This is a genomic window from Stappia indica, from assembly GCF_009789575.1.
In the GTDB taxonomy this organism is placed as follows: Bacteria; Pseudomonadota; Alphaproteobacteria; order Rhizobiales; family Stappiaceae; genus Stappia; species Stappia indica_A.
This window is the reverse complement of the sequence record NZ_CP046908.1, coordinates 345,217-372,043: the sequence shown is the minus strand read 5'-3', so window position 1 is coordinate 372,043 and position 26,827 is coordinate 345,217. Positions and strand designations below refer to the sequence as shown.

Genomic DNA, 26,827 nt, shown 5'->3' with positions numbered 1-26,827 from the left:
GGGTTGTTAACATGCAAAGACGAAACTGCCGGTCCGGCAAGGAGATGACATGGAACTGATCGGATCGCTGTTCGGGTCTTTCGCAGGCTACGCCCTGCCGTTCCTGTTCGTGCTCACCGTGGTGGTGTTCTTCCACGAGCTCGGCCACTTCCTGGTGGCGCGCTGGTGCGGGGTGCGGGTGCAGGCCTTCTCGGTCGGCTTCGGGCCGGAGCTGTTCGGCCGCAACGACCGTCACGGCACGCGCTGGAAGCTCTCGGCCATCCCGCTCGGCGGCTATGTCAAGTTCGCCGGCGACGAGAACGAGGCGAGCGTGCCCGACCAGGAGGCGCTTGCCCGCATGAGCGAGGAAGAGCGCGCCGGCGCCTTCCAGACCAAGCCGGTTTCGCGCCGCGCGGCCATCGTCGCCGCCGGCCCCATCGCCAATTTCATTCTCGCCATCGTCATCTTCGCGCTGCTGTTCGGCCTGTTCGGCCGGCCGGAGATTTCGCCGCGCGTCGACGCGATCCAGCCCGACAGCGCTGCCCAGGCCGCCGGCCTGATGGAGGGCGACATGGTGCTGGCCATCGACGGGCAGCGCATCGAGACCTTCTCCGACATGCAGCGCATCGTCAGCGTCAGCGCCGACCTGCCGCTCGCCATGCTGGTGGATCGCGGCGGCCAGCAGCTCACCGTCGAGGTGACGCCGCAGCGCCGCGAGATCACCGACCGCTTCGGCAATGTCCAGTCGGTCGGCCTGCTCGGCGTCAGCCGCAGCGCCAGCGAGGAAGACGTGGTGGTCCGCCGCTTCGGCCCTGTCGAGGCCGTCGTGGAGGGCAGCCGCGAGACCTGGTTCGTGGTCACGCGCACCGCCGGTTACCTGGCCGGCATCGTCACGGGCCGCGAATCCGCCGACCAGCTCGGCGGGCCGATCCGCGTGGCGCAGATTTCCGGGCAGGTCGCGACGCTCGGTTTCGGCGCGCTGCTCAATCTGACGGCCGTGCTGTCGGTCAGCATCGGCCTTTTGAACCTGCTGCCCATTCCCATGCTCGACGGCGGACACCTGATGTTCTACGCCGCCGAGGCCTTGCGGGGTAAGCCGCTCAGCGAGCGGGCGCAGGAATACGGTTTCCGCATCGGGATCGCCATCGTGCTGTTCCTGATGGTGTTCGCGACTTGGAATGACGTGCTTCACCTGACCTCCCTGTAGCTGGGCCTGTAGCTGGGCCTGTAGCGGGGACAGGGTAAGAAGCGTGTCGAAGGTGCAACGATCCGAAGGGAAACGGGTTTTGCGGAGCCTGGGCGGTTGCGTCCGATCCAAAAGCCTGTAAAACGACTGACGGATATAGAGAATCTCGACTGCCATGTCCGTTGCCCGAGGCGACATATCAAGGGCTTGGCAGAAAAGCGAAGGCGAAGCGTCCTTATGCAGCGTGTGCAGAACCTGACGAGAACGATCCTGGTTGCGGCCGTGATGAGCGGTGTCGCGCCGATCATGCCGTGGAGCTTTGCCGGCCTGGGTGCCGACGAGGCGTCTGCGGCGGTGGTCAGCCGGATCGTCGTCCGCGGCAACACCCGTATCGAGGCCTCGACCGTCGAGAGCTACCTGACGATCCGGCCCGGCCGGGCCTTCGGGCCGGCGGAGATCGACGAGTCGCTGAAGACCCTTTACGCGACCGGCCTGTTCGAGGATGTGGCGATCAACCAGCAGGGCGGGTCCCTGGTGGTGACCGTCACCGAGAACCCGATGGTCAACCGCATCTCGTTCGAGGGCAATCGCCGTCTCGACGACAAGACGCTGACCGGCGTGGTGCGGACCGAGGAGCGGTCGATGCTGACCCGCGCCAAGGTGCAGTCCGACGTCCAGAACGTGCTTGAGGCCTATCGGCGCTCCGGTCGCTACCGCGCGACCGTCGAGCCCAAGATCATCAGCCGTTCGAACAACCGCGTCGATCTCGTCTTCGAGATCAACGAGGGCGACCGCACCGGCATCGAGCGCATCACCTTCATCGGCAACAGCAAGTTCAGCGACGGCCGTCTCGCCGACGTGATCCGCACCCGCGAAAGCGGTCTGCTGAGCTTCCTGCGCACCACCGATTCCTTCGATCCTGACCGTCTCGACGCGGATCAGGAGCTGCTGCGCCAGTTCTACTACCGTCACGGCTATGCGGACTTCCGCATCGTCTCGGCGGTTGCCGACCTCGACCGCGAGGAGAACGTCTTCTACGTCACCTTCACGGTGGAAGAGGGCGAGCAGTACACCTATGGCGACATCGACCTGCAGACCACGCTGACCGATGTCGACCCGGAGGAGCTGCGCCGCAAGATCCGCACCAGCGCCGGCGACACCTATTCCTCGCTCGATGTCGAGAAGACCCTCGAGGACATGACGCTCGACGTCTCGCGCCAGGGCTATGCCTTCGCGCAGATCCGTCCGCGCGCCACCCGCGATTACGAGAACCGCACGATCTCGCTGACCTACTTCGTCGAGGAAGGCCCGCGCGTCTATGTCGAGCGGATCAACATCCGCGGCAACGACCGCACCCGCGAATACGTCATCCGCCGCGAGTTCGACATCGCCGAGGGCGATGCCTTCAACCGCGTGCTGCTCGACAAGGCCGAGCGCCGTCTGAAGGACCTGCAGTTCTTCAAGGATGTCCGCATCACCACCTCGCGCGGCAGCTCGCCGGACCGCATCGTGGTCAATGTGGACATCGAGGAGCAGCCGACCGGCGAGATCGGCTTCGGCGTCGGTTACTCGACCGCCGACGGCGTCATCGGCGACATCACGCTGCAGGAGCGCAACTTCCTCGGCCGCGGCCAGTTCGTCCGCGCCAAGGTCGGTGCCGGCGCCTCGAACCAGGTCTACGAGTTCGCGTTCACCGAGCCGTATTTCCTCGGCCGCCGCGTCTCGCTGTCGCTTGACGTCTATCGCCGCAACTTCGAGGCCAACGACTACCGCAGCTACGACAGCAAGACGACCGGCGGCTCCATCGCCTTCGGCCTGCCGCTGCGCGACGACGAGCTTCGCCTGAACCTGATCTACCGGATCTTCGACGAGGACCTGACCTGGAACCGGCCGCAGGATCTGTCGGGCGGTCTGCAGTCCTCGCTGGGCCGCAACCTGACCTCGTCCATCGGCTACTCGTTGGTCTACGACACCCGCGACAGCAAGCGCGACCCGCGCGACGGCTTCTACGTGGCGTTCAGCCAGGAGTTCGCCGGCGTCGGCGGCGACAGCCGTTACCTGTCGACCACCATCGATGCCCGCGCCTACAAGGAGCTTCTGCCCGAGTGGGGCGTCATCGGCATCCTGCGCACCGGCGGTGGCTATCTGAACGGTCTCGGCGACGATCTGCGCTCCTCGGAGCAGTTCCAGCACAGCGACACCTGGCTGCGCGGCTTCGAGATGCAGGGCATCGGTCCGCGCGACTCCCGCACCGGCGATTCGCTCGGCGGCCGTTGGTACGTCCATGCCAATGCGGAAGCGGAGTTCCCGATCTTTGGTCTGCCGCGCGAGCTGGGCCTGTCCGGCGCCGTGTTCACCGACTTCGGTGCCCTGTGGGATGCGGACAGCGCGATCACCGATTGCGTCGTCACCGGCTGCGGCCCGGCAACGCCTGCGACCGTCCAGTCGAACGGCTTCGCTCCGCGCCTGTCCGCCGGCTTCGGCGTCAAGTGGGCGTCGCCCTTCGGTCCGATCCGCGCCGACTTCGCCTGGCCGATCATCAAGGAAACCGGCGACCGGACCCAGTTCTTCCGTATCGGTGGCGGCACGCGCTTCTGATCCGGCGGACAGTTCACGATTTCAAGACCGGCCGCCGACATTCGGCGGCCGGATTCATTATGGGAAGACGATGAGCGACCCCTGTTTCTTTGCCCCGTTCGAGCCCGTGGCCCTTGCGACCGTGGCCGAATGGGTGACGGGAGACCTGCCGCGCGGCGGCGGGGAGGTTCAGGTGTCCGGCGTCGCGCCGCTCGAGGATGCCTCGGCCGGCGATATCGTCTTCTTCGACAATCCCAAATACCTGCCGGTGCTGGCCACCACCTCGGCGACCGCCTGTATCGTTGCCCGCAAGCATGCGGACAAGGTTCCGGACGGCGTCGTGCCCGTGGTTGCCGACCAGCCCTACAAGGCGTGGGCGCAGCTGCTCGCCCGTCTCTATCCCGCCTCCATGCGCCCCGTCGCGCTCGACGGCACGAATTCCGGCATCTCGCCGCGGGCGTGCATCGATGCCTCGGCCCGGCTCGAGGCCGGCGTGATCGTCGAGGCCGGTGCTGTCGTCGGGCCGGAGGCTGAGATCGGCAGCGGCACGCGCATCCAGGCCAATGCGGTGATCGGCGCGGGCGTGCGCATCGGGCGCGACTGCACGGTCGGCGCCAATGCGGTGCTGCAGCACACCCTGGTCGGCGACCGGGTGATCCTGCATCCGGGCGTGTGCGCGGGGCAGGACGGTTTCGGCTTCGCCATGGGGCCGGGCGGTCACCTCAAGGTGCCGCAGATCGGCCGCGTGATCATCCAGAACGATGTGGAGATCGGCGCCAACACCACGGTCGACCGCGGCGCCAACCGCGACACGATCATCGGCGAGGGCACCAAGATCGACAACCAGGTCCAGATCGGCCACAACGTGGTGATCGGACGGCATTGCGTGATCGTCTCGCAGGTCGGAATTTCCGGCAGCGCGACGCTGGAGGACTATGTCGCGCTCGGCGGGCAGACCGGCGTGCGCGGCCATATCACCATCGGCATGGGCGCGCAGATCGCCGCCGTCAGCGTCGTCGAAGCGGATGTGCCGGCCGGCGCGCGCTATGGCGGCGTTCCGGCCAAGCCGGTGAAGGTGTGGTTCCGCGAGATCATGACGCTTGCCAAGCTGGCCGAGCGCGGAGCCGGTTCCGCGCGGGACAAGGACTGAGATTTTGAACCGGACTGGTTTTGGTTGCCTGGGGACAGAAGAATGAGCGAAGGCGAAAACAAAGAACTGGGTAGCGCCGACATCATGCGGATCATGGAGCTGTTGCCCCACCGCTACCCCTTCCTGATGGTCGACCGGATCGTCGACATGGACGGGGACAATTCCGCCGTCGGCATCAAGAACGTCACCGCCAACGAGCCGCATTTCATGGGGCATTTCCCCAACCAGCCGGTCATGCCGGGCGTGCTGATCATCGAGGGCATGGCCCAGACGGCGGGCGCGCTCTGCGTGCATTCGCGCGGGCCGTCGAACACGCCCAAGCTCGTCTACTTCATGACCATCGACAAGGCGAAGTTCCGCAAGCCGGTGCTGCCGGGCGATCAGCTTCGCTACCAGATGACCAAGATCCGCAACCGCACGAACATCTGGAAGTTCGAGGGCATTGCGACGGTCGACGGCGTCAAGGTCGCCGAGGCCGAGATCAGCGCCATGCTGGTCGACCACTGAGGCAGGCATGATGGCAGCTCACTCCGCAATCCACCCATCCGCGGTCGTCGAGGACGGCGCCCGGCTCGGCGAGGGCGTGTCCATCGGGCCGTTCTGCCATGTCGGGCCGCAGGTCGTGCTGGGCGACGGCGTCGTGCTGAAGTCGCACGTGGTCGTGGCGGGCCGCACGAGCGTCGGGGCGCGGACGCAGATCTTTCCCTTCGCCTCCGTCGGGCACCAGGCGCAGGATCTCAAGTATCGCGGCGAGGAGGCAACGCTCACCGTCGGCACCGACTGCATCATCCGCGAGGGCGTGACGCTCAATCCGGGGACGGAGGGCGGCGGCCTGGAGACGGTGATCGGCAATCGCTGCGCCTTTCTCGCCAACTCGCATGTCGGCCATGATTCCCGTCTCGGCGACGGCGTCATCCTGTCGAACAACGTGATGATCGCCGGCCATGTCACGGTCGGCAACAACGTCATTTTCGGCGGCGGCGCGGCGGCGATCCAGTTCACCCGCGTCGGCGACCACGCCTTTGTCGGCGGTCTTGCGGGCCTTGAGAACGACCTCATTCCCTTCGGCATGGTGATGGGCAACCGCGCCCGCCTGATGGGGCTCAACCTCGTCGGGCTGAAGCGCCACGGGTTTGCCCGCGACGACATCCGCGCCCTGCGCAATGCCTACAAGGAGCTGTTCGAGAGCTCCGAGGGCACGTTGCGCCAGCGGGCGGAGCAGGTCGCGGCCGCGCATGAGGGCGTCGAGCTCGTCCGCCGCGTGACGGATTTCATCCTGGTCGAGACCGACCGCCGCTTCTGCACGCCGGCCCAGGACGGGTGATCCGCCCGTCGGCGCCGGCAGGGGACGGGGCCATGCACGACGCATCCGACACAGCCACGAACATCGACGGCGAGGGGCCTGTCGCCGTCATCTGCGGCGGCGGCAAGCTGCCGGCAGAGGTGCTGCGCGCGGCCAGCGATCGCGGCCGCCGGGTCGTCGCCATCGCCATCAAGGGCGAGGCCGACCCGTCCGTCGAGGCGTTCTCTCCCGTCCATCTCGGCTGGGGCCAGATCGGCAAGCTCGCCAGCCATCTGGAGCGGGAGAAGGTGCGCGATCTGGTGATGATCGGCAGCATCACCCGCCGGCCGGAGCTGCGCGAGATCGTCAGCGATCTCGGCACCATGCGCCGGCTGCCGAAGATTCTCGCCTCGCTTGCCGGCGGCGACGATTCCCTGCTCAAGAAGGTCATCCGCTTCTTCGAGGCCGAAGGCTTCCGCGTCGTCGGGGCCCATGAGGTTGCCCCGCAGCTGCTGGCGCAGCCCGGCTGCATGGCCGGCACGCCGCCGAAGGGCGAGGTGCTCGCCGACCTGGAGCTGGGCGCGGCCACCGTCGCCGAGCTCGGCCGCCTCGACATCGGCCAGGCTGCCGTCTGCTTCCACGGCCGCATCATCGCCGTCGAGGGGGCGGAGGGCACCGATTCCATGCTGGAGCGCTGCCGCGAGCTGCGCGAGCGCGGCCGGGTGCGCGGCAAGGGCGGCGTACTGGTGAAATGCGCCAAGCCGGGCCAGGACCTGCGGGTCGACCTGCCGACCATCGGGCCGGGCACCGTGCAACGGGTGCGGGACGCGGGGCTCTCCGGCATCGCCATCGAGGCCGGCCGGGTGCTGATCGCCGAGCGGGCCGAGACGGTGGCGCTCGCCGCGCGCTCGGGGGTGTTTCTCTACGGTATTTCCGGGGGTATTTCCGGCAAGGCTGCCTCGGCGCAGGCGGAGGGCGGGCAATGACCGAAGACGCTGTTCGCCCGCTGCGGGTCTATGTGGTCGCGGGCGAGGAGTCCGGCGACCAACTGGCCGCGCCGATGATGGCGGCCATCGCCGCGCAGGCCGGCCGGCCGGTCGAGTTCATGGGCGTCGGCGGCGAGCGCATGGAAGCGCAGGGCCTGACCAGCCTCTTTCCCATCGAGGATATCGCGGTGATGGGGCTCAGCGCCGTGCTGGCGCGGCTGCCCTCCATCGTCCGCCGGGTCTACCGGACCGTCGACGATGTGGTCGCCGCGGCTCCCGACGTGCTGGTCATCGTCGACAGTCCCGATTTCACCCACAACGTCGCCAAGCGGGTGCGCAAGCGCGCGCCCTCCATTCCCATCGTCGATTATGTCTCGCCGTCGGTCTGGGCCTGGCGGCCGGGGCGGGCGCGCCGCATGGCCGCCTATGTCGACCGGCTGCTGGCGATCCTGCCGTTCGAGCCCGGCGTGCACGAAAGGCTCGGCGGCCCGCCGACCAGCTATGTCGGCCATTCCCTGATCGAGCGGATCGGTGACTTCCGTCCCGGCGCCGGCGAACGGCGCGCGCTGGAGGAGGGGGCGCCGGTGCTCCTGATGCTGCCGGGTAGCCGGCGCAGCGAGGTGACCCGCCTGCTGCAGGACTTCCGCGGCGCGGTCGAGATCCTGCGGCAGACGCATCCGGACCTCGAAGTGGTGCTGCCGGCCGTGCCGCGCTTGCGGCCGATGATCGAGGAGCAGCTTGCCGACTGGCCGCACCCGCCGCTGGTGGTGACGGGCGAGGCGGCAAAGCTCGCCGCCTTCCGCCGGGCCCATGCGGCGCTTGCCGCCTCCGGCACCGTCTCGCTGGAGCTGGCGATTTCCGGCGTGCCGCTGGTCGTCGCCTACAAGCTCGACTGGTTCTTTCGCCGGCTCAAGGACGTGCACCGCATCGTGCCGGTCGCCCGCGTCAGCTCGATGGTTCTGCCCAACATCATCATCGGCGAGAATGTCGTGCCGGAATTCCTGGACGACGACGCCAACCCGCGCTCCCTTGCCGATGCGGTCGCCCCGCTGCTGGTCGACGGCCCGGCCCGCCGGCGGCAGGTCGATGCCTTCGCCCGGCTCGACACGGTGATGCGGCTGGAGGGGGACGAGAGCCAGGCGGGCGCCGCCGCGCGCATCGTTCTGGAAGAGGCTCGCCGCCGGACTGCCTGATTGGGCGGGCAATCGGCGTTTGACGCGAATTGAGACGCCAAACGCAAATTCGCGCTGAAATTTTGCAAAATCCGTCTCAAAAATATTCAATCGTTTTCAATAGCTTGCCGAAATATTGAGACGGCCTGCGCAAATGGCGCGGGCCCGTCTCCGGCCACTTATCCCCGCTGTCGCAACTGGAGCGGTGCTTTCTATCCCCGTTTGACGCAGCGGCGTTGGAGCGCCGCTCCGGAACCATGCCACGACCGCCGTGCCTCTCCGGTTCCGGCTCTCCGGCTTCGCCTGCGGCCGGGACGACAGCCGGCGAGACTGGCACGGCCTCGCATCCCCTCGGCCGTCACCCCGGCCAAGCGAAGCGCGCGCCGGGGCCTATTGGCTTCCAGAGCGGCGGTGAGGACACGCCTGCGCGAACTCCACGCACAGGCTGTCATCCCGGTTTCGGCGCAGCCGAAGACCGGGACCCAGTAACCCCGAACCTCTCCTTGCGTCCTCCCGGACGGGGCGTCAGCGCCGAGCCGGCACCGGAGAGCCGGGCGCCTATGAGGCGCGCTCCGGAACCATGCCACCACCGCCGTGCTGCTCCGCTTCGGCCGCCCCCGCGCACGTCGTCCCAAACGCAAAAAGGCCGCCCGGAGGCGGCCTTTTCGAAGCTTAGGTCTGTCGATCCGCTCAGCGGCGCTGGGAGACCGGCAGGTAATCGCGCTGTGCCGCGCCCGTGTAGAGCTGGCGCGGGCGGCCGATCTTCTGGGACGGGTCCTCGACCATCTCCTTCCACTGGGCGATCCAGCCGACGGTCCGCGCCAGGGCGAACAGCACGGTGAACATGGTGGTCGGGAAGCCGAGCGCACGCAGCGTGATGCCGGAGTAGAAGTCGATGTTCGGGTAGAGCTTCTTCTCGATGAAGTAGTCGTCGTTGAGAGCGATCTTCTCCAGCTCCATGGCGACGTCGAGAAGCGGATCGTCCCGGATGCCGAGCTCGGCCAGCACTTCATGCGTGGTCTTCTGCATGATGCGGGCGCGCGGGTCGTAGTTCTTGTAGACCCGGTGGCCGAAGCCCATCAGACGGAACGGATCGTTCTTGTCCTTGGCGCGGGCGATGTATTCCGGGATCCGGTCGACCGAGCCGATCTCCGACAGCATGTTGAGCGCCGCCTCGTTGGCGCCGCCATGCGCCGGGCCCCACAGGCAGGCGATGCCGGCCGCGATGCAGGCGAACGGGTTGGCACCCGAGGAACCGGCGAGACGCACGGTCGAGGTCGAGGCATTCTGCTCGTGGTCGGCATGGAGGATGAAGATCCGGTCCATGGCGCGGGCGAGAACGGGGTTGACCTTGTAGTCCTCGCAAGGCACCGCAAAGCACATGTGCAGGAAGTTCGCGGCGTAGTCGAGGTCGTTGCGCGGATACACGAAGGGCTGACCGACGTGATACTTGTAGGCCATGGCCGCAAGCGTCGGCATCTTCGCGATCATGCGCAGGCTCGCCACCATGCGCTGGTGCGGGTCCGAAATGTCGGTCGAGTCGTGGTAGAAGGCCGAGAGCGCACCGACGGTGCCGACCATGATCGCCATCGGATGGGCGTCGCGGCGGAAGCCGGTGAAGAAGCGGCTCATCTGCTCGTGGATCATCGTGTGATAGGTCACGCGATGCACGAAGTCGTCCTTCTGGGCCTTGGTCGGCAGCTCGCCGTAGAGCAGCAGGTAGCAGCTCTCCAGGAAGTCACCGTGCTCGGCCAGCTGCTCGATCGGATAGCCGCGATACAGCAGGGTGCCCTCGTCGCCGTCGATATAGGTGATGGCGGATTCGCACGAGGCGGTCGAGGTGAAGCCCGGGTCGTAGGTGAAACAGCCGGTCTGCGCATAAAGCGAGGCGATATCGACGACGTCGGGTCCGATGGAGCCCGGACGCACCTTCAAGTCCCAGGACTTGTCACCCATCGTCAGCTTGGCAGTGTTGTCGCTCATTCAGGCTACCCCCTTGTATGAAGCGCGCCGCAGGATCGTCCGGGCCGGCTTCCAGGAGAGGCTGGGGCGTGCCGGACACACGGCGGGAGGAAAGGTCGAATGTTGCGTATCCCATTTGTCCGCTCCCCGCAAGCGCGCCTCCCTAACGCTTTCGTCACAGGGTGACGGCGGGTTCATGTGAACCGCAGGCGGCGGCCGGGATCGGGCCGCCGCCTGGTTCCGGCCGGCGCAGGTGCCGGGCCGTATCGGGTCAGCCGGCGGCCTGGTCGGCGATGCGGGCGAGCGATTCCTCGCGGCCGAGCACGGCCAGCACATCGAAGATGCCGGGCGAGGTGCCCCGGCCGGTCAGCGCCGCGCGCAGCGGCTGCGCCGCCTTGCCGAGCTTGAGATCGGTCTCCTCGGCATAGGTGCGCACGGCTTCCTCGGTCGCTTCCGCGCTCCAGGTCTCGAGTGCGGACAGGCGGCCATGCAGGTCGGCGAGCACCTTGCGCGCATCGTCCGCCTCCAGCAGCTTTTCGGCCTTCTCGTCCATGGCGAGCGGGCGCTGCACCCACAGGTATTCGGCGCTGTCGGCAAGCTCGACCAGGGTCTTGGCGCGCTCCTTCAGCCCCGGCAGGGCGGTGCGGAACATCTCGACATGCGCCGGATCCTGCAGCCAGTTGCGCAGGCCTTGCGCGTTCTCCGCATGCGGCAGGAAGCTGGTGAAGTCGGCCAGCAGCTCATCCGCGCCGGCGGCGCGCATGTAGTGACCGTTGAGGTTCTCCAGCTTCTTGAAGTCGAAGCGCGAGGGCGACTTGCCGATGGCGTCGAGATCGAACCAGCCGGTCATCTCTTCGGTCGAGAAAATCTCGTCGTCGCCATGGCTCCAGCCGAGGCGCGCGAGATAGTTGCGCATGGCGGCCGGCAGGTAGCCCATGGCGCGATAGGCCTCGACGCCGAGCGCGCCGTGGCGCTTCGACAGCTTGGCCCCGTCCGGCCCGTGGATCAGCGGGATATGCGCCATCACCGGCACGTCCCAGCCGAGCGCCTGGTAGATCAGCGTCTGGCGGGCGGCATTGGTCAGGTGATCGTCGCCGCGGATGATGTGGGTGACGCCCATGTCGTGGTCGTCGACGACGACGGCCAGCATGTAGGTCGGCGTGCCGTCGGAGCGCAGCAGCACCAGGTCGTCGAGGTCCTTGTTCGGGAAGACGACGCGGCCCTGCACCCTGTCCTCGATCACCGTCTCGCCGTCGACCGGCGCCTTGAGGCGGATCGCCGGCTTGACGCCGGCCGGCGCCTCGGAGGGATCGCGGTCGCGCCAGCGCCCGTCATAGCGCGGCGGCAGGCCGTTGGCGCGCTGCTCCTCGCGCATCGCGGTCAGCTCTTCCGGCGTTGCGTAGCAGCGATAGGCCATGCCCTTCTCGATCAGGCTCTCGGCCGCCTCGCGGTGGCGCGCGGCGCGGGCGAACTGCGAGATCGCCTCGCCCTCCCAGTCGAGGCCGAGCCAGGTCAGCCCGTCGAGGATCGCGGAGATCGCCGCATCGGTGCTGCGTTCCCGGTCGGTATCCTCGATCCGCAGCAGCATCTTGCCGCCGAAGCGGCGGGCATAGAGCCAGTTGAACAGCGCCGTGCGGGCGCCGCCGATATGCAGGTAGCCGGTCGGGGAGGGCGCAAAGCGCGTGACGACGGGAGAGCTCATTCAAAAGGCCTCGTGATCGGTGGCGGTGCCGGGACGGTGCGTCCGGCGAGCCTTCGGGACTGTCCGGTGCCGTTTCGCGTCTTGCGCGAACCCGGGTTGCAATGCAACGCTCCGGTTCTGGCACGGTCGGCGACCGTGTAGCACAGCGGCGGCGCGCCACCAATGCTTGAGCGTTCGGTGGCACGCAGCAGCCAGGGGGAGGGGCGGCTGGGGTGTCCCGGACGGGCGAGGGCGACGACAGGCAGGCACGACAAGGCATGGTGCCTGACACGCTACCTGACACGGTGCAAGGCCGTCGGGCCGAGCGCCGCTGGCTTGCGCTGCCTGCCTTGCCGCTTGCGGACCTGCTTGCCCGTCGTCGGCGAGCCCGCACAGGATGGCACGAACCGCAGGGGCCGGGGACAAGGTTTGCGGCAGCAGCAAGTGAAAGCCTTGCGCAGGGTCGCGGGCTTGCCTACGCCGCGCTCGCCTTCACCCTCGGCATCGCCGTCTATTTCCGCCTGCCGGCCGAGCCGCTTGTCCTCGTCCTTGCGCCCGCTGCCGCCCTTGCCTGGGCGGGCTGGTTTCTCGCCGCGCGCCGCGGTGCATCGGCCCTGCCGCTCCTGGTGCTTGCCCTTGTCCTGTCGGGCGTTTTCACCGGGGCGCTGCGCACCGAGCTGGTCGGCGCGCCGGTGATCGACCGGGCGCGCAGCGTGACGCTGACCGGCTTCGTGGAGGAGGCCGAGCGCACCGACCGCGGCACGCGGCTGCTCCTGCGCGTTGCGGGGATAGAGCGGCTTGCGGCGACGGCCACGCCCTACCGGGTCCGCGTATCCCTGCGCGGCGGTCCGGATGGCGAGAGCATCGGCGTGGGCGAGGGTGTGCGGCTGCGGGCCAGGCTGATGCCGCCTTCTGCTGCCGTGATTCCCGGCGGCTACGACTTTGCCTTTCGCGCCTTCTTCGACGGGATCGGCGCGACCGGTTTTGCCTTCGGTGCGCCGAGCCGCGTCGATCTGGGGCCGGCGCCCGTGTCCCTGCGGCTGAAGGCCGGGGTCGCCCACCTGCGCCTGGCGATTGCCGCGCGGATCCTCGAAGCGCTCGGCGAGACGACGGCGGCCGCGCTCGCCATCGCGCTGATCACCGGCGACCGGTCGCTGATCCCCGAGCCGGTGACGGAGGCGCTCAGGACCGCCGGCCTTGCCCATATCCTGGCGATTTCCGGCCTGCACATGGCGCTGTTCGCAGGCTCCGTCTTCTTCGTCGTGCGGGGGCTGCTGGCGCTGTCCTCGCACCTCGTGCAGGAACGGCGGATCGACGCCTGGGCGGCCGTTGCGGCCATGTCGGCGGCGGTGTTCTATCTCGGCATTTCCGGCGGCTCGATCGCCACGCAGCGCGCCTTCGTGATGATCGTGCTGGTGTTTTGCGGGCGGATCTTCGCCCGGCGCGCCCTGACGTTGCGCAATGTCGCGATTGCCGTCTTCCTCATTCTCGCCGTCCTGCCGGAGGCGTTGCTCGATCCCGGGTTCCAGATGTCCTTCGCCGCCGTCATCGCGCTGGTCGCCGCCTATGAGGAGATCACCCGCCGGCGCGCGGCGCGCGAACGCAAGGCGCCGATGGCGCCGCCCGGCCGCGGGCTGCTGCAGGCGGCAACGTCGGGGGCTGCGGGGTGGTTCTGGGGCCTGCTGCTGACCTCGCTGATCGCGGGTCTCGCGACCGGGGCCATCGGCGCCTATCACTTCCACCGCATCTCGCCGCTCGGCACGCTCGGCAACCTGCTGGCAATGCCGGTGGTGACGCTGGTCGTGATGCCCTTCGCCGTGCTGGCGCTGGCCCTGCTGCCCTTCGGGCTGGAGGCGCTGCCGCTCGCGGCGATGGGGGCGGGCATCGATCTTGTCGTGGCGATGGCAACCTGGGTGAGCGGGTTGACGCCGGATGACGGGGTGATCGGTGCGCCCTCGCTCGCCGGCACGCTGGCCGTGGTCGCGGCCGGGCTCATTGCCTGCCTCGCGCCGCGGGGATATCGCCCAGTGGCCCTGTTGCCGCTTGCCGCCTCGGTGCTGCTTTATGCCCAGCACCGGCAGCCGGACATGCTGATATCGGCGAACGGCACGACCATCGCCGTCCGTGATGCAGCGGGGGACTTGCGCGTTTCCTCGCGCCCGAGCGGCTTCCTGCCGGAGGTGTGGCTGCGGGCCGACGGCGTCGGCGTACGGGAGCACGGGAACCGGCGGATTTCCGCCAAGGATATGCACTGCGACAAGCTCGCCTGCCTGGTGCGGGCGCACGGCTCGCCGGGGGCGGGGACCCGGCACGGAACCTCCGCCAACGCGCCACCAGGACCAAGACCAGGACCAGGGTCAGGATCAGGGCCAGAGCCAAGACCCGTCGCAGCGGCGCAAGGCCCGCCCGCACTGCTGGTCTCGCTGGTGCGCGACAGCGCCGCCTTCGAGGAGGACTGCCGCAAGGTCGACATCATCGTCTCAGCGCTGATCGCCCCGCCCGATTGCCGGGCGCGGCAAGTGTTCGACGGCGCTCGGCTTGCCCGCGACGGCGCCGTTGCGCTCTATTTCAGTGCGCCCGATTCTGCGCCCGATTTTGCGGCCTCTTCGATGCCGGAAGCCGGACCTTCGCCGGCTCCACGCTCCGCCGCGGCATCAACGCATGCCGCCGATCCTGCTGCCGTCTCCGCTGCCCTTTCCGGCGGCTCGGATGCGGCCCCTGCCGGACCAGCGGGCGTGCCCGCAGGCCCATCCGACCCTGTCCCTCCAGAGCCCCCTCGAGCGCTCTCTTCGGCGCACTCTCCCAAGTTCCCTCCGGCGCGGCAGGGTATTCCTCACGCCGGGGCTGCCGGGCCGCTCGATATCGCGGTGCGCCCGAGCTACGGGCGTCGCCGACCCTGGACGCCGAAATAACCGTGCAGTGCCGCGCTCCGTCCGGCGCCCGCCCTCAGTAGCGGCGGAACAACGAGACGAGCTTGCCCTGGATCCGCACGCGCCCCGGACCGAAGATACGGGTCTCGTAGGCCGGATTGGCGGCCTCCAGTGCGACGGACGCGCCCTTCTTGCGCAGGCGCTTCAACGTCGCTTCCTCGTCGTCGATCAGGGCGACGACGATGTCGCCGCTGTCGGCGCTGTCCGAACGGCGGATCACAACCGTGTCGCCGTCGAGAATGCCGGCCTCGATCATGGAATCGCCGCGCACTTCCAGCGCATAGTGATCGCCGTTGCCGAGCAGGTCGGCCGGCATGGCGATGGTGTGGCTGTGGGACTGGATCGCCTCGATCGGCACGCCGGCGGCGATGCGGCCCATGACGGGGATCTCGACGCTGTCATTGGCCGCAGGCGGCGGGGCGGGGGGCCGCTCCACCGGCGGCGTCTTGCCGAGAGAGCCCTCGATGACGGAGGGCGAGAAGCCCTGGCCGCGCTGCGAGGCAAGGCCCGGCGCGACGGATTCCGGCAGCTTGACGATCTCCAGCGCGCGAGCGCGGTTCGGCAGGCGGCGGATGAAGCCACGCTCTTCCAGCGCGGTGATCAGCCGGTGGATGCCCGATTTGGACCGCAGGTCGAGCGCGTCCTTCATCTCGTCGAACGAGGGAGGAACGCCGGTTTCCTTCAGCCTCTCGTGGATGAACAGGAGCAATTCGTGCTGCTTGCGCGTCAACATGCGCTTGGGTCCCCCCGCTCTGGCTCAGCAGCCGGGCCGAAGCCGGCCGGATGCTGCCGATCGCTGCCTGCGACTCAGGCTATGTACAAATCATGAACATAGTCTAACCGTTCCTGCCTTGTTCCACAATGCCCCTGGAGGAACGAAACAAGAAGCGGCGAGGTGCGGGGGCGGCTCAGCTCTGGGGCCGGTTCAGCCTTGAGGCAGGCGCAGGACCGGGACCGGCGTGCCGGCGGGCAGGGGGGCGGCGTGGGGCGGGCGCACCACCAGCGCATCGGCGCGGGTGAGCGTTGCCAGCATGGAGGAATCCTGCCGCTCGAACGGGGCGACGCGCTCCGTGCCATCGTCCTGGCGCAGGATGCGGGCCCTCAGATAGTCCTCGCGCTGGTCGTTGCCGCCGATATCGGCGGCCAGCGGCAGCAGCTCGGCGTCGCGCCGGCGCGGCGGGCGGCCGAGCAGGGCGTCGATCAGCGGGCGCAGGAAGAGAACGCCGCAGACGAGGCTGGAGACCGGGTTGCCCGGCAGGCCGAGCACGCGCATGCCCTCGATCCGGCCGGCCATCAGCGGCTTGCCGGGCCGCATGGCGATGCGCCAGAAGCCGAGTTCCATGCCGGAGGCGGCAAGCACTTCCTGCACCAGGTCATGATCGCCGACGGAAGCCCCGCCGAGCGTCACGAGAATGTCGGCACCGGCCGCCCGTGCCCCGGCGATCTTCTCGGCAATGTGCTCGCGCCGGTCGGCGGCGATGCCGAGCTGCAGCGGTTCGCCGCCGCAATCCTCGACCAGGGCGGCAATGCCGGCATGGTTGGAGGCGATGATCTGGTCCGACCCAGGCTGCTCGCCCGGCTCGACCAGCTCGTCGCCCGTCGCCAGGATCGCGACCTTCGGCCGGCGGCGCAGCTCCAGCACGGGGTGGTTCATGGCCGCCGCCAGCGCAAGGCGGCGATAGTCGAGCCGCGTGCCGGCGGCGAGCAGCGTCTCGCCGGCCTTGAAGTCGAGCCCGGCGGGGCGCACGAACTTGCCCGGCGGGGCGCTTTCCAGTGCGGTGACGAGATCGCCGTCGCGCTCGGTGTTCTCCTGGATCAGGATCGTGTCGCTGCCTTCGGGAAGCGGGGCGCCGGTGAAGATGCGCACGGTCTCGCCCGCCTTGATGGCACCAGTGAAGGCGCGGCCCGCAGGGGCTTCGCCGATCAGCTTGAGCGTTGCAGGAACCGCGGCGATATCGGCCGCGCGCACCGCATAGCCGTCCATGGCGGAGGCTGCAAAGGGCGGCTGGGTGCGCGTCGCGGCAAGGTCGGCGGCGAGCACGCGGCCGTTGGCGCTGGCGAGCGGCACGGTCTCGCCTCCGACAGGCTCGATGCCGCCGAGAAGTCGCGACAGGGCTTCGTCGACCGAGATCAGCGCCATGTCAGCCGTCCCTCACGTCAGTTGGCCTTGTGTCAGGCGGGGTTGGTTTCGCTTGCCGCGGTCCAGTCGCCGGACTTGCCGCCGGACTTGGCGAGAACGCGGATGCCGCCGATGGTCATGCCGCGGTCGACGGCCTTGGCCATGTCGTAGATCGTCAGGCAGGTGACCGAGCAGGCGGTCAGCGCCTCCATCTCGACGCCGGTCTGGCCCGAAACGCGGGCCATCGCGGTGACGCGCAAGCCCGGAAGCGCCTCATCCGGCACGATGTCGACCGCGACCTTGGACAGCAGCAGCGGATGGCAGAGCGGCACCAGCTCATGGGTGCGCTTGGCGGCCATGATGCCGGCGATGCGGGCGGTGGCGATGACGTCGCCCTTCTTGGCCGAGCCCGACAGGATCAGCGCCAGCGTCTCCGGCTTCATGCGCACATGGCCTTCGGCGCGCGCCTCGCGGGAGGTGACCTCCTTGGTCGAGACGTCGACCATGTTGGCCGCGCCGCTCTCGTCCAGATGGGTCAGGCGCGGGGAAGCGTCTCCAGAAGATGTGCCGACCATGTCCTACTCCGCAGCAAGGCCGGGGCGCGCCAGCAGCGCGCGCGTCGCACCCGTCACGTCGTCCTGGCGCATCAGGCTCTCGCCGATCAGGAAGGTAGAGATGCCGCAGCGCTCCATCCGCGCAAGATCCTGCGGGGTGAAGAGGCCCGATTCGCCGACGACGAGGCGGTCGTCCGGGATCATCCCGGCCAGATCCTCGCTGGTTTCCAGCCGCGTCTCGAAGGTCTTCAGGTTGCGGTTGTTGATGCCGATCATCGGCGAGGCGAGGCGCAGCGCGCGCTCCAGCTCGTCCGCATCGTGCACCTCGACCAGCACGTCCATGCCGAGGCCGAAGGCGGTCGCTTCCAGGTCGGCGGCCAGCGCATCGTCGACGGCGGCCATGATGATCAGGATGCAGTCGGCGCCCCAGGCGCGGGCCTCGAACACCTGATAGGTGTCGTAGAGGAAATCCTTGCGCAGGGCCGGCAGCGACGTGGCGGCACGGGCCGCGACGAGGAACTCCGGCGCGCCCTGGAAGGATGGGGTGTCGGTCAGCACGGAAAGGCAGGCCGCACCGCCCGCCTCGTAGGCGCGGGCAAGCGCCGGCGGATCGAAATCGGCGCGGATCAGGCCCTTGGAGGGGCTCGCCTTCTTGATCTCGGCGATCAGGCCGAAGTCGCCGGCGGCCTTGCGGGCGCGCAGTGCGTTCAGGAAACCGCGCGGGGCATCTGCGTCTGCGGCGCGCCGCTCGATCTCGGCCTGCGGCACGGCGGCCTTGGCGGCAGTGATCTCCTGGCGCTTGTAGGCGCCGATCTTTTCCAGGATGTCAGCCATCGCGGGCCTCGTTCGACACCTCGACCAGGCGCGACAGCCGGGCCAGCGCATTGCCGCTGTCGATGGCATTCGCGGCCATCGCGACGCCCTCGGCAAGGGTCGGCGCGCGGCCGGCAACCACCAGCGTCGCGCCGGCATTCATCAGGACCGTGTCGCGATAGGCGGACTTCTCGCCCTCCAGCACCGCCTTGAGCGCGACGGCGTTTTCCGGCGCCTCGCCGCCCTTCAGGTCGGCAGGCTGATGCACCGAAAGGCCGACATCCTGCGGCGAGATCTCGAACAGGCGGACCTCGCCGTTTTCCAGAGCGGCGACGCGGGTCGGGCCGGTCGTGGTGATCTCGTCGAGACCGTCGGAGCCGTGCACGACCCAGGCCGATTCGGAGCCGAGGGCGGCGAGCACCCGGGCGATCGGCTCCACCCATTGCGAGGCGAAGACGCCGACCATCTGGCGCTTGACGCCGGCCGGGTTGGACAGCGGGCCGAGCAGGTTGAAGATCGTGCGGGTGCCGAGCTCGGTGCGGGCCGGGCCGACATGCTTCATCGCCGAATGGTGGTTCGGCGCGAACATGAAGCCGAGGCCCGCCTCGCGGATGCAGCGGGAAATCTGCGCCGGGCCGATGTCGATGTCGACGCCGAGCGCGGCCAGCACGTCGGCGGCGCCCGATTTCGACGACAGCGAGCGGTTGCCGTGCTTGGCGACAGGAACGCCGCAGCCGGCGACCACGAAGGCCGAGCAGGTGGAGATGTTGTAGCTGCCCGAGGCATCGCCCCCGGTGCCCACCACGTCGACCGCATCGGCCGGGGCGGAGACCGGGACCATCTTGGAGCGCATCGTCGCGACGGCGCCGGCGATCTCGTCGACGGTCTCGCCGCGCACCCGCAGCGCCATCAGGAAGCCGCCGATCTGTGCCGGGGTCGCCGCACCCGACATGATGATGTCGAAGGCGGACTGGGCCTCGGCGCGCGACAGGGCGTGCCCGTCGGCGGCCTTGGCGATCAGGGTCTTGAGGTTGCTCAAATCGACGTCCTCCCGAAAGGGACCCGGGGCGGCATCAGCTACCGCCCTGGCCGAGCACCCGGTTGATGTTGGCCTGGTTGACGCTGACGCCGAGACGCGCCTCGCGCTCGCCGACATACTGGCCGATGACCGAGTTCTGCAGCGCCTCGGCCAGCCGCTGGTCGAGCGCGGCGATCTCGCCGGCCTCGCGGAAGAAGGCCGGGGCATTGGCGCCGGTAACGCGGAAGACGAGACGGCGGCCTCCCTCGTGCGCGGCGCTGCCGAGCGTGCCGACCGGACCGGAGAACACGGACGGGATGGCCGAGGCGGGCAGGGGGCCGTTGGCGCCGTTGCGCTTGATGCCGGTCGCGGAGGCAACAGTCAGGCCGCGCTCGGTGGCGACGTCCTGCAGCGACTTGCCGCCGCGGACCTCGTCCACGATGGACTTGGCCAGATCGTCGAGCCGCTGGGTGCGCTGCTGCGCGGTCCAGGCGTCGACGACCTGCGGGCGGACCTCGTCCAGCGTGCGGTCGCGGGCCGGCACGACTTCCTGCACCTCGAACCACAGGAAGCCGTCGCGGCCGAGCTGCAGCATGTCGGCCTCGATGCCGACATCGCTCTCGAACACGTCGGAGATCAGGTCGTTCGCGTCCGGCAGCGTGACGGCATTGCCGGCCTGGTCCTTGCCGGCGCTGTCGAAGGCGGCCGGCGCGTCGAGGGTCAGGGAGAATCGCTCCGCGACCTCCTGCAGCGTCGCGCCGCCGGCGCGGGCGTCCTCGATCTCGTCATGCAGGTCCAGCACCTCGCGCGTCGCAAGGCGCAGGGCGACCTCCTTGCGCAGTTCCGGACCGACCTCCTCCAGCGGCGACTGGTGCGCCTCGGTGATCTCGGCGACCTTGAGCAGCACGGAGGTCAGGCGACCCTCGACGATGCCGGAGGTCTGGCCCTCGGCGAGCGAGAACGCCGCCTCGGCGATGGCCGGGTCGAGCAACTCGGTGCGAGCCATGTTGCCCAGCTCCACCTGCGCTTCCGTCAGGCCGCGCTCGGCGAGAATGTCCTCGAAGGTCTTGCCTTCCGAAAGGGCGGTGCGGGCCGCTTCGACCGCGGCCGCATCGCCCAGCGGGATCTGCAGGATGCGGCGGCGCTCCGGCTCGCCGAAGCGGTCGCCGGACGCGGCATATTCCTGGCGCAGGTCGTCCTCGCTGACCTCGTCCGGGCGCGCCAGGCGCTCGGGCGTCAGCGACAGCAGCGCCACCTTGCGGTATTCGGGCGCGCGGAACGTGTCCTGGTTGGCCTCGAAATAGGTGGTGAGCTCGGCGTCCGTCGGGGCGGGGATCTCGCCGGCCTGGTCGGCGCCGAATTCCACGTAGTCGACGCTGCGCTCCTCGTTGGCGTGCTGGTTGAACGCCTCCAGCATCGCCGCCGGGGTCGCAAGGCCGCCGCTGATCGCATCGGCGATCTGGCGGCGCTCCTCCAGCAGCCGGCGCTCGGCGACGAAGGCGTCCTCGGTCAGGCCGTTGGCCATCAGCACGCGCGACAGCAGGGCGCGGTCGAAGCCGCCGCCCGGCGCCTGGAAGGCCGGGGCCTCCTGGATGAGGCGGACCAGCTGCTGGTCGGACAGGCCGAGATTGTACTCGTCCGCGGTCTCGTTCAGCGCGGCTTCGGCGATCAGGCGTCCGAGCACCTGTGCGGGAATGCCGAGCGAGGCGCCCTCGACGGTCGACAGCGGCCGTCCGATGTTGCGGCCGATCGTGTCGAGCTCGCGCCGATAGGCATTGTCGAACTCGACGATCGAGATCTTGCGGTCGCCCACGGTCGCGACCTGGTCGCCGCCGACATTGAGAAGATCACCCGAAATGCCCCAGATCGCGAAGCTGATGACGAGAAGAGCGATCAGGAGTTTGGAAATCCATGACTTTGCGCCGCTGCGCAGAGTGTCGAGCATTGCAGGTTCCGTCGTTACAGGGGCGTTACCGGGGCAACAGGATACGGCCCGGACCTTGGGTAAAATCCGAGCTGGAGCGGGCGGATCATAGAGATGCGGATCGGCAGGGGCAAGGCACAGGCAATGGCTTGGGCAAAGGCTCGGGCAAAGGCTTGCGCCGTATCGTCTTGAACGAGGCGGAAATTCTGGTAGCACCGGCATTGAATGTGCCCGCCCGGCACGCCCATCGCCGACCGCATGCCAGCCGAGGATGCCGAAATGACCGACAGGAACACGCCGCTGATCGCCGGAAACTGGAAGATGAACGGGCTGGCGACCGCGCTCGGCGAGCTGCGTTCCATGGCGGAGGCGGCGGCCGGCGGTCTCGCCGCTTCGGTCGATCTCGCCATCTGCCCGCCCGCGACGCTGGTTGCCGCGGCCGCAGCTGCGGCCGGCGACAGCGGCCTCAGCATCGGCGGCCAGGACTGCCACCCGGCGGCGAGCGGCGCCCACACAGGCGACATCTCGGCCGAGATGCTGGCCGATTCCGGCGCGCGCTGGGTCATCGTCGGCCATTCCGAGCGCCGGGCCGATCATGGCGAGAGCGACGCGCTGGTGCGGGCCAAGGCGGAGGCCGCGTGGCGGGCGGGCCTTATCGCCATCGTCTGCGTCGGCGAGACGGAAGCCGAGCGCAAGGCGGGCAAGGCTCTCGAGGTGGTCGGCGCACAGCTTGCCGGCTCGGTGCCGGAGGGCGCGGACGGCGCCCGGCTGGTCGTTGCCTACGAGCCGGTCTGGGCCATCGGCACCGGCCTGACGCCGACGGTGGATGACGTGGCCGAGATGCATGCCTATATGCGCAAGGAACTGCAGGGACGGTTCGGGCCCTCGGCCGCCTCGATCCGGCTGCTTTACGGCGGCTCGGTGAAGCCGGCCAATGCCGGCGAGCTGCTGTCGGTCGACAATGTCGACGGCGCGCTGGTCGGCGGCGCCAGCCTGAAGGCCGCCGATTTCCTTGCGATCGCAAAGGCCGCCGGCTGATCCGCCGGCAAACCTTTTGTTATGCGGCCATCAGCTGGCTGCCATGAGTGCAGTCGGGGCCGATCAAGGGTGGAAACCGTGACGGCATTGGTGTAGAACCCGCTGCAATCCGAACACGAAAGACTGGTTGTCGATGGAAACCGTTGTCATCGTTATTCATCTTATGGTCGTGCTTGCGCTCGTCCTGGTGGTTCTCCTGCAGCGTTCCGAAGGCGGTGCCCTGGGCATCGGCGGCGGCGGTGGCGGGATGATGTCCAGCCGCGGCAGCGGCAACGTGCTGACCCGCGCAACGGCGATTCTGGCTGCGGTCTTCTTCGCGACCTCGCTGGGTCTTGCGCTGCTGGCCAAGAACGGCGACCGTCCGGCCTCGATCCTCGACGCCGCGCCCGGTACGCAGAGCGCGCCGGTCGGCGAGGGAACGTCGGGTTCCGGCAACGGCATCCTCGACCAGTTGCGTCCGCCCGAGACGCCTTCCGGACCGCAGGTTCCGGCGGCGCAGTAAGCCCAGGGCGGCAAGCGTCTTCATCCAATGCCCCGCGATACCCGTCGCGGGGCATTTTCTTGTGTGTTAACTCCATGCCGGGCGTTCGAATCAGCGCCCGCAGCGATATGGTATTTGTCCATGGCGCGATACATCTTCATCACCGGCGGCGTGGTTTCTTCCCTAGGCAAGGGACTCGCCTCCGCGGCTCTTGGAGCCCTCCTTCAGGCGCGTGGATACCGGGTGCGGCTGCGCAAGCTCGACCCCTATCTCAACGTCGATCCGGGGACGATGAGTCCCTACCAGCACGGTGAGTGCTTCGTGACCGACGACGGCGCGGAGACCGACCTCGACCTTGGTCACTACGAGCGGTTCACCGGTCGTCCGGCCAACAAGATGGACAACATCACCACCGGCCGGATCTACCAGGACATCATCGCCAAGGAGCGCCGCGGCGACTATCTCGGCGGCACCGTCCAGGTGATTCCGCACGTCACCGATGCGATCAAGGCCTTCGTCCTAGACGGCAACGACGACTACGATTTCGTGCTGTGCGAGATCGGCGGCACCGTCGGCGACATCGAGGGACTGCCGTTCTTCGAGGCGATCCGCCAGCTCGGCAACGAGCTGCCGCGCGGCCATGCGGTCTATATTCACCTGACCCTGATGCCGTTCATCGCGACGGCCGGCGAGCTCAAGACCAAGCCGACCCAGCACTCGGTCAAGGAGCTGCGCTCCATCGGCATCCAGCCGGACATCCTGATGGTCCGCTGCGACCGCAAGATCCCGGAGAGCGAGCGGCGCAAGCTGTCGCTGTTCTGCAACGTGCGCGAAGGCGCCGTCATCCCGGCCTACGACGTCAAGTCGATCTACGACGTGCCGATCGCCTATCACAAGGAAGGGCTGGACGACGAGGTGCTGGCAGCGTTCGGCATCACCGGCGCGCCGGCGCTCGACCTGTCCCGCTGGATCGGCATTTCCGAGACGCTCGCCAATCCGGAAGGCGAGGTGACCATCGCGATCATCGGCAAGTACACGGTCCTCAAGGACGCCTACAAGTCGCTGATCGAGGCGCTGGTCCACGGCGGCATCGCCAACAACGTGCGCGTCAACATCGAGTGGATCGAGTCGGAGATCTTCGAGAAGGAAGACCCGACCCCGTGGCTGGAAAGCGTCCACGGCATTCTCGTGCCGGGCGGCTTCGGCGAGCGCGGCGCGGAAGGCAAGATCGCGGCAGCCCGTTTCGCCCGGCTGCACAAGGTGCCGTATTTCGGCATCTGCTTCGGCATGCAGATGGCGGTGATCGAGGCGGCGCGCAATCTCGCCGGCATTCGGGACGCCAACTCCACCGAGTTCGGCGAGGCGGCGGAGCCCGTGGTCGGCCTGATGACCGAATGGTCGAAGGGCAACCAGATCGAGGTCCGGCGCGCCGACGGCGAACTCGGCGGCACCATGCGCCTCGGCGCCTATCAGGCGCGGTTGCAGAAGGGCTCGCGGATCGCCGGCATCTACGGGTCGGAGATGATCTCCGAGCGCCATCGCCACCGCTACGAGGTGAACATCGCCTATCGCGAGCGGCTGGAGCAGGCGGGCCTGCGCTTTGCCGGCACGTCGCCTGACGGCCAGCTGCCGGAGACGGTGGAGATCGACGACCATCCCTGGTTCATCGGCGTGCAGTACCATCCGGAGCTGAAGTCGCGCCCGTTCGAGCCGCATCCGCTCTTCGCGTCCTTCGTGGCCGCGGCGATCGAGCAGAGCCGCCTGGTCTGAGGACGGCCGGGCCGGCTCTTCCGCTCGGGAGCAGCCGGACGCAACAAGGGCAGGGGAGAACGGGATGAGCGCACGCGGTTTCGATCACGTGGTCTGGGCGGTGCGCGATCTTGGCGCGGCCCCCCGTTTCATGGAAAGGCTGGGCTTTCGCGTCACGCCGCGCGCCCGCCATCCCTGGGGCACGGAAAACCACCTCGTCCAGCTCGACGGCTTCTTCATCGAGATCCTGGGGATCGGCGACGAGACGCTGATCCCGGAGGCGGCGGGCGACACGTTCTCCTTCGGTGCGTTCAACCGCGATTTCCTGAAGACGCGCGAGGGCGCCTCGATGCTGGTGATGGAAAGCCGCGATCCGGCGGCAGATCGCCGCGATTTCGAGCGGGCCGGCCTGCATGTCTACGCGCCGTTCTCGTTCGGCCGCGAGGCGACGCTGCCCGACGGGGGCATCCGCAAGGTCGGCTTCGACCTGACCTTCGTGCGCAACGACAGCGATCCCGCGCATGGCTTCTTCACCTGCCTGAACCGCTATCCGGACACCTTCTGGTCGGCCGAGTACCAGACCCATCCCAATGGCGTCACCGCGCTCGAATCGGTGGTGATCGTCTGCGACGAGCCGGCCGAGCAGCACATCTTCTACGCCGCCTTCACCGGCCGGCGGGAAATGCGGGCGACGAGCCTCGGGATCACCCTCGAGACGCCGCGCGGCCGGCTGCACCTGATGCCGCCGGCAGCCTTTGCCTCGCTGTACGGCATCGATGCGCCGGAGATCGGTCCCGGTGGTTCGGCGATTGCCGCGCTCGGCCTTCGAGCCCGCGACCGCACCCACCTGGCGCAGACGCTGCGGGAGGCATCGTTCGATGCGGTGGAGGCGCCCGAAGGCCTGGTTCTGCCGGCCGGGGACCACTTCGGATTGGCGCTTGTCTTTGACTGAGTTGCCTGCGTACCCTTCCGAAAGCTACAGAAAACGGCTGTGCGAGGGGCGGTGTCATCACCGCTTCTCTTTCGTCTAATAGACCGGCGTCCGGTATCCGGGCGCTCGGGGGGAGGTTACAATCATGGGCCAGCTGCGTTCGTTCCTGCGCGTGAGCCTCATTCCGGGCCTTGCCGTCGCGCTGGCCGCCTGCAACCCGTCGCAGGACAGCTCGACGCAGGAAGCACCGCCCCCTTCCGTCACCGTCGCGGCAGCCGTCTCCAAAGAGGTGCGCCAGTCCGCCCGCTTCGTCGGGCGCGTGCAGGCGGTCGACGACGTCAACCTGATCGCCCGGGTTTCCGGCTTCCTCAATTCCAAGAATGTCGACGACGGCGCGACCGTGCAGAGCGGCCAGCTGCTGTTCACCATCGAGCGCGCGCCCTACGAGGCGGCGCTGGCCTCCGCCAAGGCGGAGGCGGCGCGTGCTGCGGCCGATGCGGCGCTGAAGGCCTCCGACCTGGAGCGCGACAAGGACCTGCTCGACAAGGGGCACGTCTCCCAGGCCAAGTATCAGGCGACGCTTGCGGCCAAGGAGCAGGCCGATGCCTCGGTCGCAGCCGCCAATGCGGCGATCACCCAGGCCGAGCTCAACCTGGGCTACACCGACATCACGGCACCGTTTGCCGGCAAGATCGGCAGGAGCAATTTCAGCGTCGGCGATGTGGTCGGCCCGTCGAGCGGCCCGATCGCGCGGCTGGTGCGTACCGATCCGATGTATGTGAGTTTCGCGATCAGCGAGAAGGACTATCTGGACGCGGTGCGCGGCGCCAATCCGGCGGACGCTGTCGGCGACAAGGCCGCGTTGCCGGGCATCCACGTGATCCTGCCGAACGGCAAGCGCTACGAGCAGGACGGCGAGATCGTCTTCATCGACAATGTGGTCGATCCGAAGACGGGAACGATCGCGGTCCGCGGGCGCTTCCGCAACCCCGACCTGCTTCTGGTCGCCGGCACCTTCGTCGAAGTCGTCGTGGAAGCGCCGGTGTCGATGAAGGAGATCGTCATTCCGCAGTCGGCGGTGCAGCGCGACCAGCGCGGCCCCTTCGTGCTGGTGGTGGGCAGCAACGAGACCGTCGAGCAGCGCTATGTCGAACTCGGCCAGCAGGTCGACACGGACTTCGCCGTGACGAAAGGGCTGCAGGAGGGTGAGCGCGTGATCACGCTCGGCCTTCAGAAGGTGCGGCCGGGCGTGCCGGTCAACGCCGCGCTCGCCGCCGGCTCGGCGGAGTAACGCC

General features: G+C 68.5%; 21 protein-coding genes. 13 read left to right on the top strand and 8 right to left on the bottom strand.

All coding sequences use genetic code 11. From position 1 onward, the window contains the following. Positions 1–49 precede the first annotated feature (49 nt). The 7 genes from rseP to lpxB all read left to right on the top strand — a co-directional run bounded on the left by rseP (position 50) and on the right by lpxB (position 8,353). A complete protein-coding gene (gene rseP / locus GH266_RS01740) occupies positions 50–1,186 on the top strand; it encodes an RIP metalloprotease RseP (RefSeq protein ID WP_158192358.1) in 1,137 nt (378 codons plus the stop codon). A 216-nt stretch (positions 1,187–1,402) separates the two neighbouring features. Then, positions 1,403–3,763, top strand: coding sequence for an outer membrane protein assembly factor BamA (gene bamA, locus GH266_RS01735; protein WP_158192357.1), 2,361 nt, complete (start codon positions 1,403–1,405; stop codon positions 3,761–3,763). A gap of 70 nt (positions 3,764–3,833) precedes the next feature. Further along, entirely contained in the window at positions 3,834–4,892 is a 1,059-nt protein-coding gene (gene lpxD, locus GH266_RS01730) for a UDP-3-O-(3-hydroxymyristoyl)glucosamine N-acyltransferase (RefSeq protein WP_158192356.1), read from the top strand. 42 nt (positions 4,893–4,934) lie between these two features. Continuing rightward, positions 4,935–5,399, top strand: a complete 465-nt coding sequence (fabZ, locus tag GH266_RS01725; RefSeq protein WP_158192355.1) for a 3-hydroxyacyl-ACP dehydratase FabZ — start codon at positions 4,935–4,937, stop codon at positions 5,397–5,399. A 7-nt stretch (positions 5,400–5,406) separates the two neighbouring features. After that, positions 5,407–6,216 (top strand): acyl-ACP--UDP-N-acetylglucosamine O-acyltransferase, encoded by an 810-nt coding sequence (gene lpxA, locus GH266_RS01720; protein WP_158192354.1) that lies wholly within the window; start codon positions 5,407–5,409, stop codon positions 6,214–6,216. Positions 6,217–6,248: 32 nt separating this feature from the next. Next, a complete protein-coding gene (locus GH266_RS01715) occupies positions 6,249–7,160 on the top strand; it encodes an LpxI family protein (RefSeq protein ID WP_209001521.1) in 912 nt (303 codons plus the stop codon). Beyond that, the gene (gene lpxB / locus GH266_RS01710) at positions 7,157–8,353 is read left to right on the top strand and encodes a lipid-A-disaccharide synthase (RefSeq protein WP_158192353.1); all 1,197 of its coding nucleotides are present in this window, start codon (positions 7,157–7,159) and stop codon (positions 8,351–8,353) included. The genes GH266_RS01715 and lpxB overlap by 4 nt, the downstream gene beginning before the upstream one ends. Before the next feature lie 669 nt (positions 8,354–9,022). Here the strand turns inward: lpxB and gltA are convergent. Both gltA and gltX read right to left on the bottom strand, forming a co-directional pair. After that, positions 9,023–10,315, bottom strand: coding sequence for a citrate synthase (gene gltA / locus GH266_RS01705; protein ID WP_158192352.1), 1,293 nt, complete (start codon positions 10,313–10,315; stop codon positions 9,023–9,025). A 250-nt stretch (positions 10,316–10,565) separates the two neighbouring features. After that, a complete protein-coding gene (gltX, locus tag GH266_RS01700; RefSeq protein ID WP_158192351.1) occupies positions 10,566–11,996 on the bottom strand; it encodes a glutamate--tRNA ligase in 1,431 nt (476 codons plus the stop codon). Between the two features lie 257 nt (positions 11,997–12,253). Here gltX and GH266_RS01695 point away from each other — a divergent pair, with 257 nt between their 5' ends. Further along, positions 12,254–14,887, top strand: a complete 2,634-nt coding sequence (locus tag GH266_RS01695) for a ComEC/Rec2 family competence protein (RefSeq protein WP_158192350.1) — start codon at positions 12,254–12,256, stop codon at positions 14,885–14,887. A 34-nt stretch (positions 14,888–14,921) separates the two neighbouring features. Here GH266_RS01695 and lexA read toward each other — a convergent pair whose 3' ends face one another. From lexA to GH266_RS01665, 6 genes are all read right to left on the bottom strand, one after another. Beyond that, on the bottom strand, positions 14,922–15,638 hold the full coding sequence (gene lexA / locus GH266_RS01690) for a transcriptional repressor LexA (protein ID WP_158192349.1): 717 nt from the start codon (positions 15,636–15,638) through the stop codon (positions 14,922–14,924). 192 nt (positions 15,639–15,830) lie between these two features. Continuing rightward, a complete protein-coding gene (locus GH266_RS01685; protein WP_158192348.1) occupies positions 15,831–17,045 on the bottom strand; it encodes a molybdopterin molybdotransferase MoeA in 1,215 nt (404 codons plus the stop codon). A 32-nt stretch (positions 17,046–17,077) separates the two neighbouring features. Next, entirely contained in the window at positions 17,078–17,599 is a 522-nt protein-coding gene (moaC, locus tag GH266_RS01680) for a cyclic pyranopterin monophosphate synthase MoaC (RefSeq protein ID WP_158192347.1), read from the bottom strand. Positions 17,600–17,602: 3 nt separating this feature from the next. Continuing rightward, positions 17,603–18,412, bottom strand: coding sequence for an indole-3-glycerol phosphate synthase TrpC (trpC, locus tag GH266_RS01675; RefSeq protein ID WP_158192346.1), 810 nt, complete (start codon positions 18,410–18,412; stop codon positions 17,603–17,605). Continuing rightward, on the bottom strand, positions 18,405–19,430 hold the full coding sequence (gene trpD / locus GH266_RS01670; protein ID WP_158192345.1) for an anthranilate phosphoribosyltransferase: 1,026 nt from the start codon (positions 19,428–19,430) through the stop codon (positions 18,405–18,407). Before trpD ends, trpC begins: the two co-directional genes overlap by 8 nt. A 34-nt stretch (positions 19,431–19,464) precedes the next feature. Further along, positions 19,465–21,354 (bottom strand): peptidylprolyl isomerase, encoded by a 1,890-nt coding sequence (locus tag GH266_RS01665; protein ID WP_158192344.1) that lies wholly within the window; start codon positions 21,352–21,354, stop codon positions 19,465–19,467. A gap of 258 nt (positions 21,355–21,612) precedes the next feature. Here GH266_RS01665 and tpiA point away from each other — a divergent pair, with 258 nt between their 5' ends. The 5 genes from tpiA to GH266_RS01640 all read left to right on the top strand — a co-directional run bounded on the left by tpiA (position 21,613) and on the right by GH266_RS01640 (position 26,823). After that, positions 21,613–22,371 (top strand): triose-phosphate isomerase, encoded by a 759-nt coding sequence (gene tpiA / locus GH266_RS01660; RefSeq protein WP_158192343.1) that lies wholly within the window; start codon positions 21,613–21,615, stop codon positions 22,369–22,371. A 133-nt stretch (positions 22,372–22,504) separates the two neighbouring features. Next, positions 22,505–22,873 carry a preprotein translocase subunit SecG gene (gene secG / locus GH266_RS01655; RefSeq protein ID WP_158195998.1) on the top strand — a complete coding sequence of 123 codons (369 nt, stop codon included), beginning with the start codon at positions 22,505–22,507 and terminating at the stop codon, positions 22,871–22,873. Between the two features lie 120 nt (positions 22,874–22,993). Then, positions 22,994–24,622: a CTP synthase gene (locus GH266_RS01650; RefSeq protein WP_158192342.1), complete on the top strand. Its 1,629-nt coding sequence runs from the start codon at positions 22,994–22,996 to the stop codon at positions 24,620–24,622. A gap of 64 nt (positions 24,623–24,686) precedes the next feature. Further along, on the top strand, positions 24,687–25,553 hold the full coding sequence (locus GH266_RS01645; RefSeq protein ID WP_158192341.1) for a VOC family protein: 867 nt from the start codon (positions 24,687–24,689) through the stop codon (positions 25,551–25,553). Between the two features lie 124 nt (positions 25,554–25,677). After that, complete coding sequence (locus tag GH266_RS01640; RefSeq protein WP_158192340.1) at positions 25,678–26,823, top strand: efflux RND transporter periplasmic adaptor subunit; 1,146 nt, start codon at positions 25,678–25,680, stop codon at positions 26,821–26,823. Positions 26,824–26,827 lie beyond the last annotated feature (4 nt).

Bases quoted from the DNA above. Each gene is read 5' to 3' on its own strand.
- gltA (WP_158192352.1), bottom strand. From the start codon at position 10,315: ATGAGCGACAACACTGCCAAGCTGACGATGGGTGACAAGTCCTGGGAC.
- GH266_RS01715 (WP_209001521.1), top strand. From the start codon at position 6,249: ATGCACGACGCATCCGACACAGCCACGAACATCGACGGCGAGGGGCCT.
- fabZ (WP_158192355.1), top strand. From the start codon at position 4,935: ATGAGCGAAGGCGAAAACAAAGAACTGGGTAGCGCCGACATCATGCGG.
- lpxD (WP_158192356.1), top strand. From the start codon at position 3,834: ATGAGCGACCCCTGTTTCTTTGCCCCGTTCGAGCCCGTGGCCCTTGCG.
- rseP (WP_158192358.1), top strand. From the start codon at position 50: ATGGAACTGATCGGATCGCTGTTCGGGTCTTTCGCAGGCTACGCCCTG.
- lpxB (WP_158192353.1), top strand. From the start codon at position 7,157: ATGACCGAAGACGCTGTTCGCCCGCTGCGGGTCTATGTGGTCGCGGGC.
- secG (WP_158195998.1), top strand. From the start codon at position 22,505: ATGGAAACCGTTGTCATCGTTATTCATCTTATGGTCGTGCTTGCGCTC.
- GH266_RS01695 (WP_158192350.1), top strand. From the start codon at position 12,254: ATGGTGCCTGACACGCTACCTGACACGGTGCAAGGCCGTCGGGCCGAG.
- GH266_RS01650 (WP_158192342.1), top strand. From the start codon at position 22,994: ATGGCGCGATACATCTTCATCACCGGCGGCGTGGTTTCTTCCCTAGGC.
- lpxA (WP_158192354.1), top strand. From the start codon at position 5,407: ATGATGGCAGCTCACTCCGCAATCCACCCATCCGCGGTCGTCGAGGAC.
- GH266_RS01685 (WP_158192348.1), bottom strand. From the start codon at position 17,045: ATGGCGCTGATCTCGGTCGACGAAGCCCTGTCGCGACTTCTCGGCGGC.
- trpC (WP_158192346.1), bottom strand. From the start codon at position 18,412: ATGGCTGACATCCTGGAAAAGATCGGCGCCTACAAGCGCCAGGAGATC.
- GH266_RS01665 (WP_158192344.1), bottom strand. From the start codon at position 21,354: ATGCTCGACACTCTGCGCAGCGGCGCAAAGTCATGGATTTCCAAACTC.
- bamA (WP_158192357.1), top strand. From the start codon at position 1,403: ATGCAGCGTGTGCAGAACCTGACGAGAACGATCCTGGTTGCGGCCGTG.
- gltX (WP_158192351.1), bottom strand. From the start codon at position 11,996: ATGAGCTCTCCCGTCGTCACGCGCTTTGCGCCCTCCCCGACCGGCTAC.
- tpiA (WP_158192343.1), top strand. From the start codon at position 21,613: ATGACCGACAGGAACACGCCGCTGATCGCCGGAAACTGGAAGATGAAC.
- lexA (WP_158192349.1), bottom strand. From the start codon at position 15,638: ATGTTGACGCGCAAGCAGCACGAATTGCTCCTGTTCATCCACGAGAGG.
- GH266_RS01640 (WP_158192340.1), top strand. From the start codon at position 25,678: ATGGGCCAGCTGCGTTCGTTCCTGCGCGTGAGCCTCATTCCGGGCCTT.
- moaC (WP_158192347.1), bottom strand. From the start codon at position 17,599: ATGGTCGGCACATCTTCTGGAGACGCTTCCCCGCGCCTGACCCATCTG.
- GH266_RS01645 (WP_158192341.1), top strand. From the start codon at position 24,687: ATGAGCGCACGCGGTTTCGATCACGTGGTCTGGGCGGTGCGCGATCTT.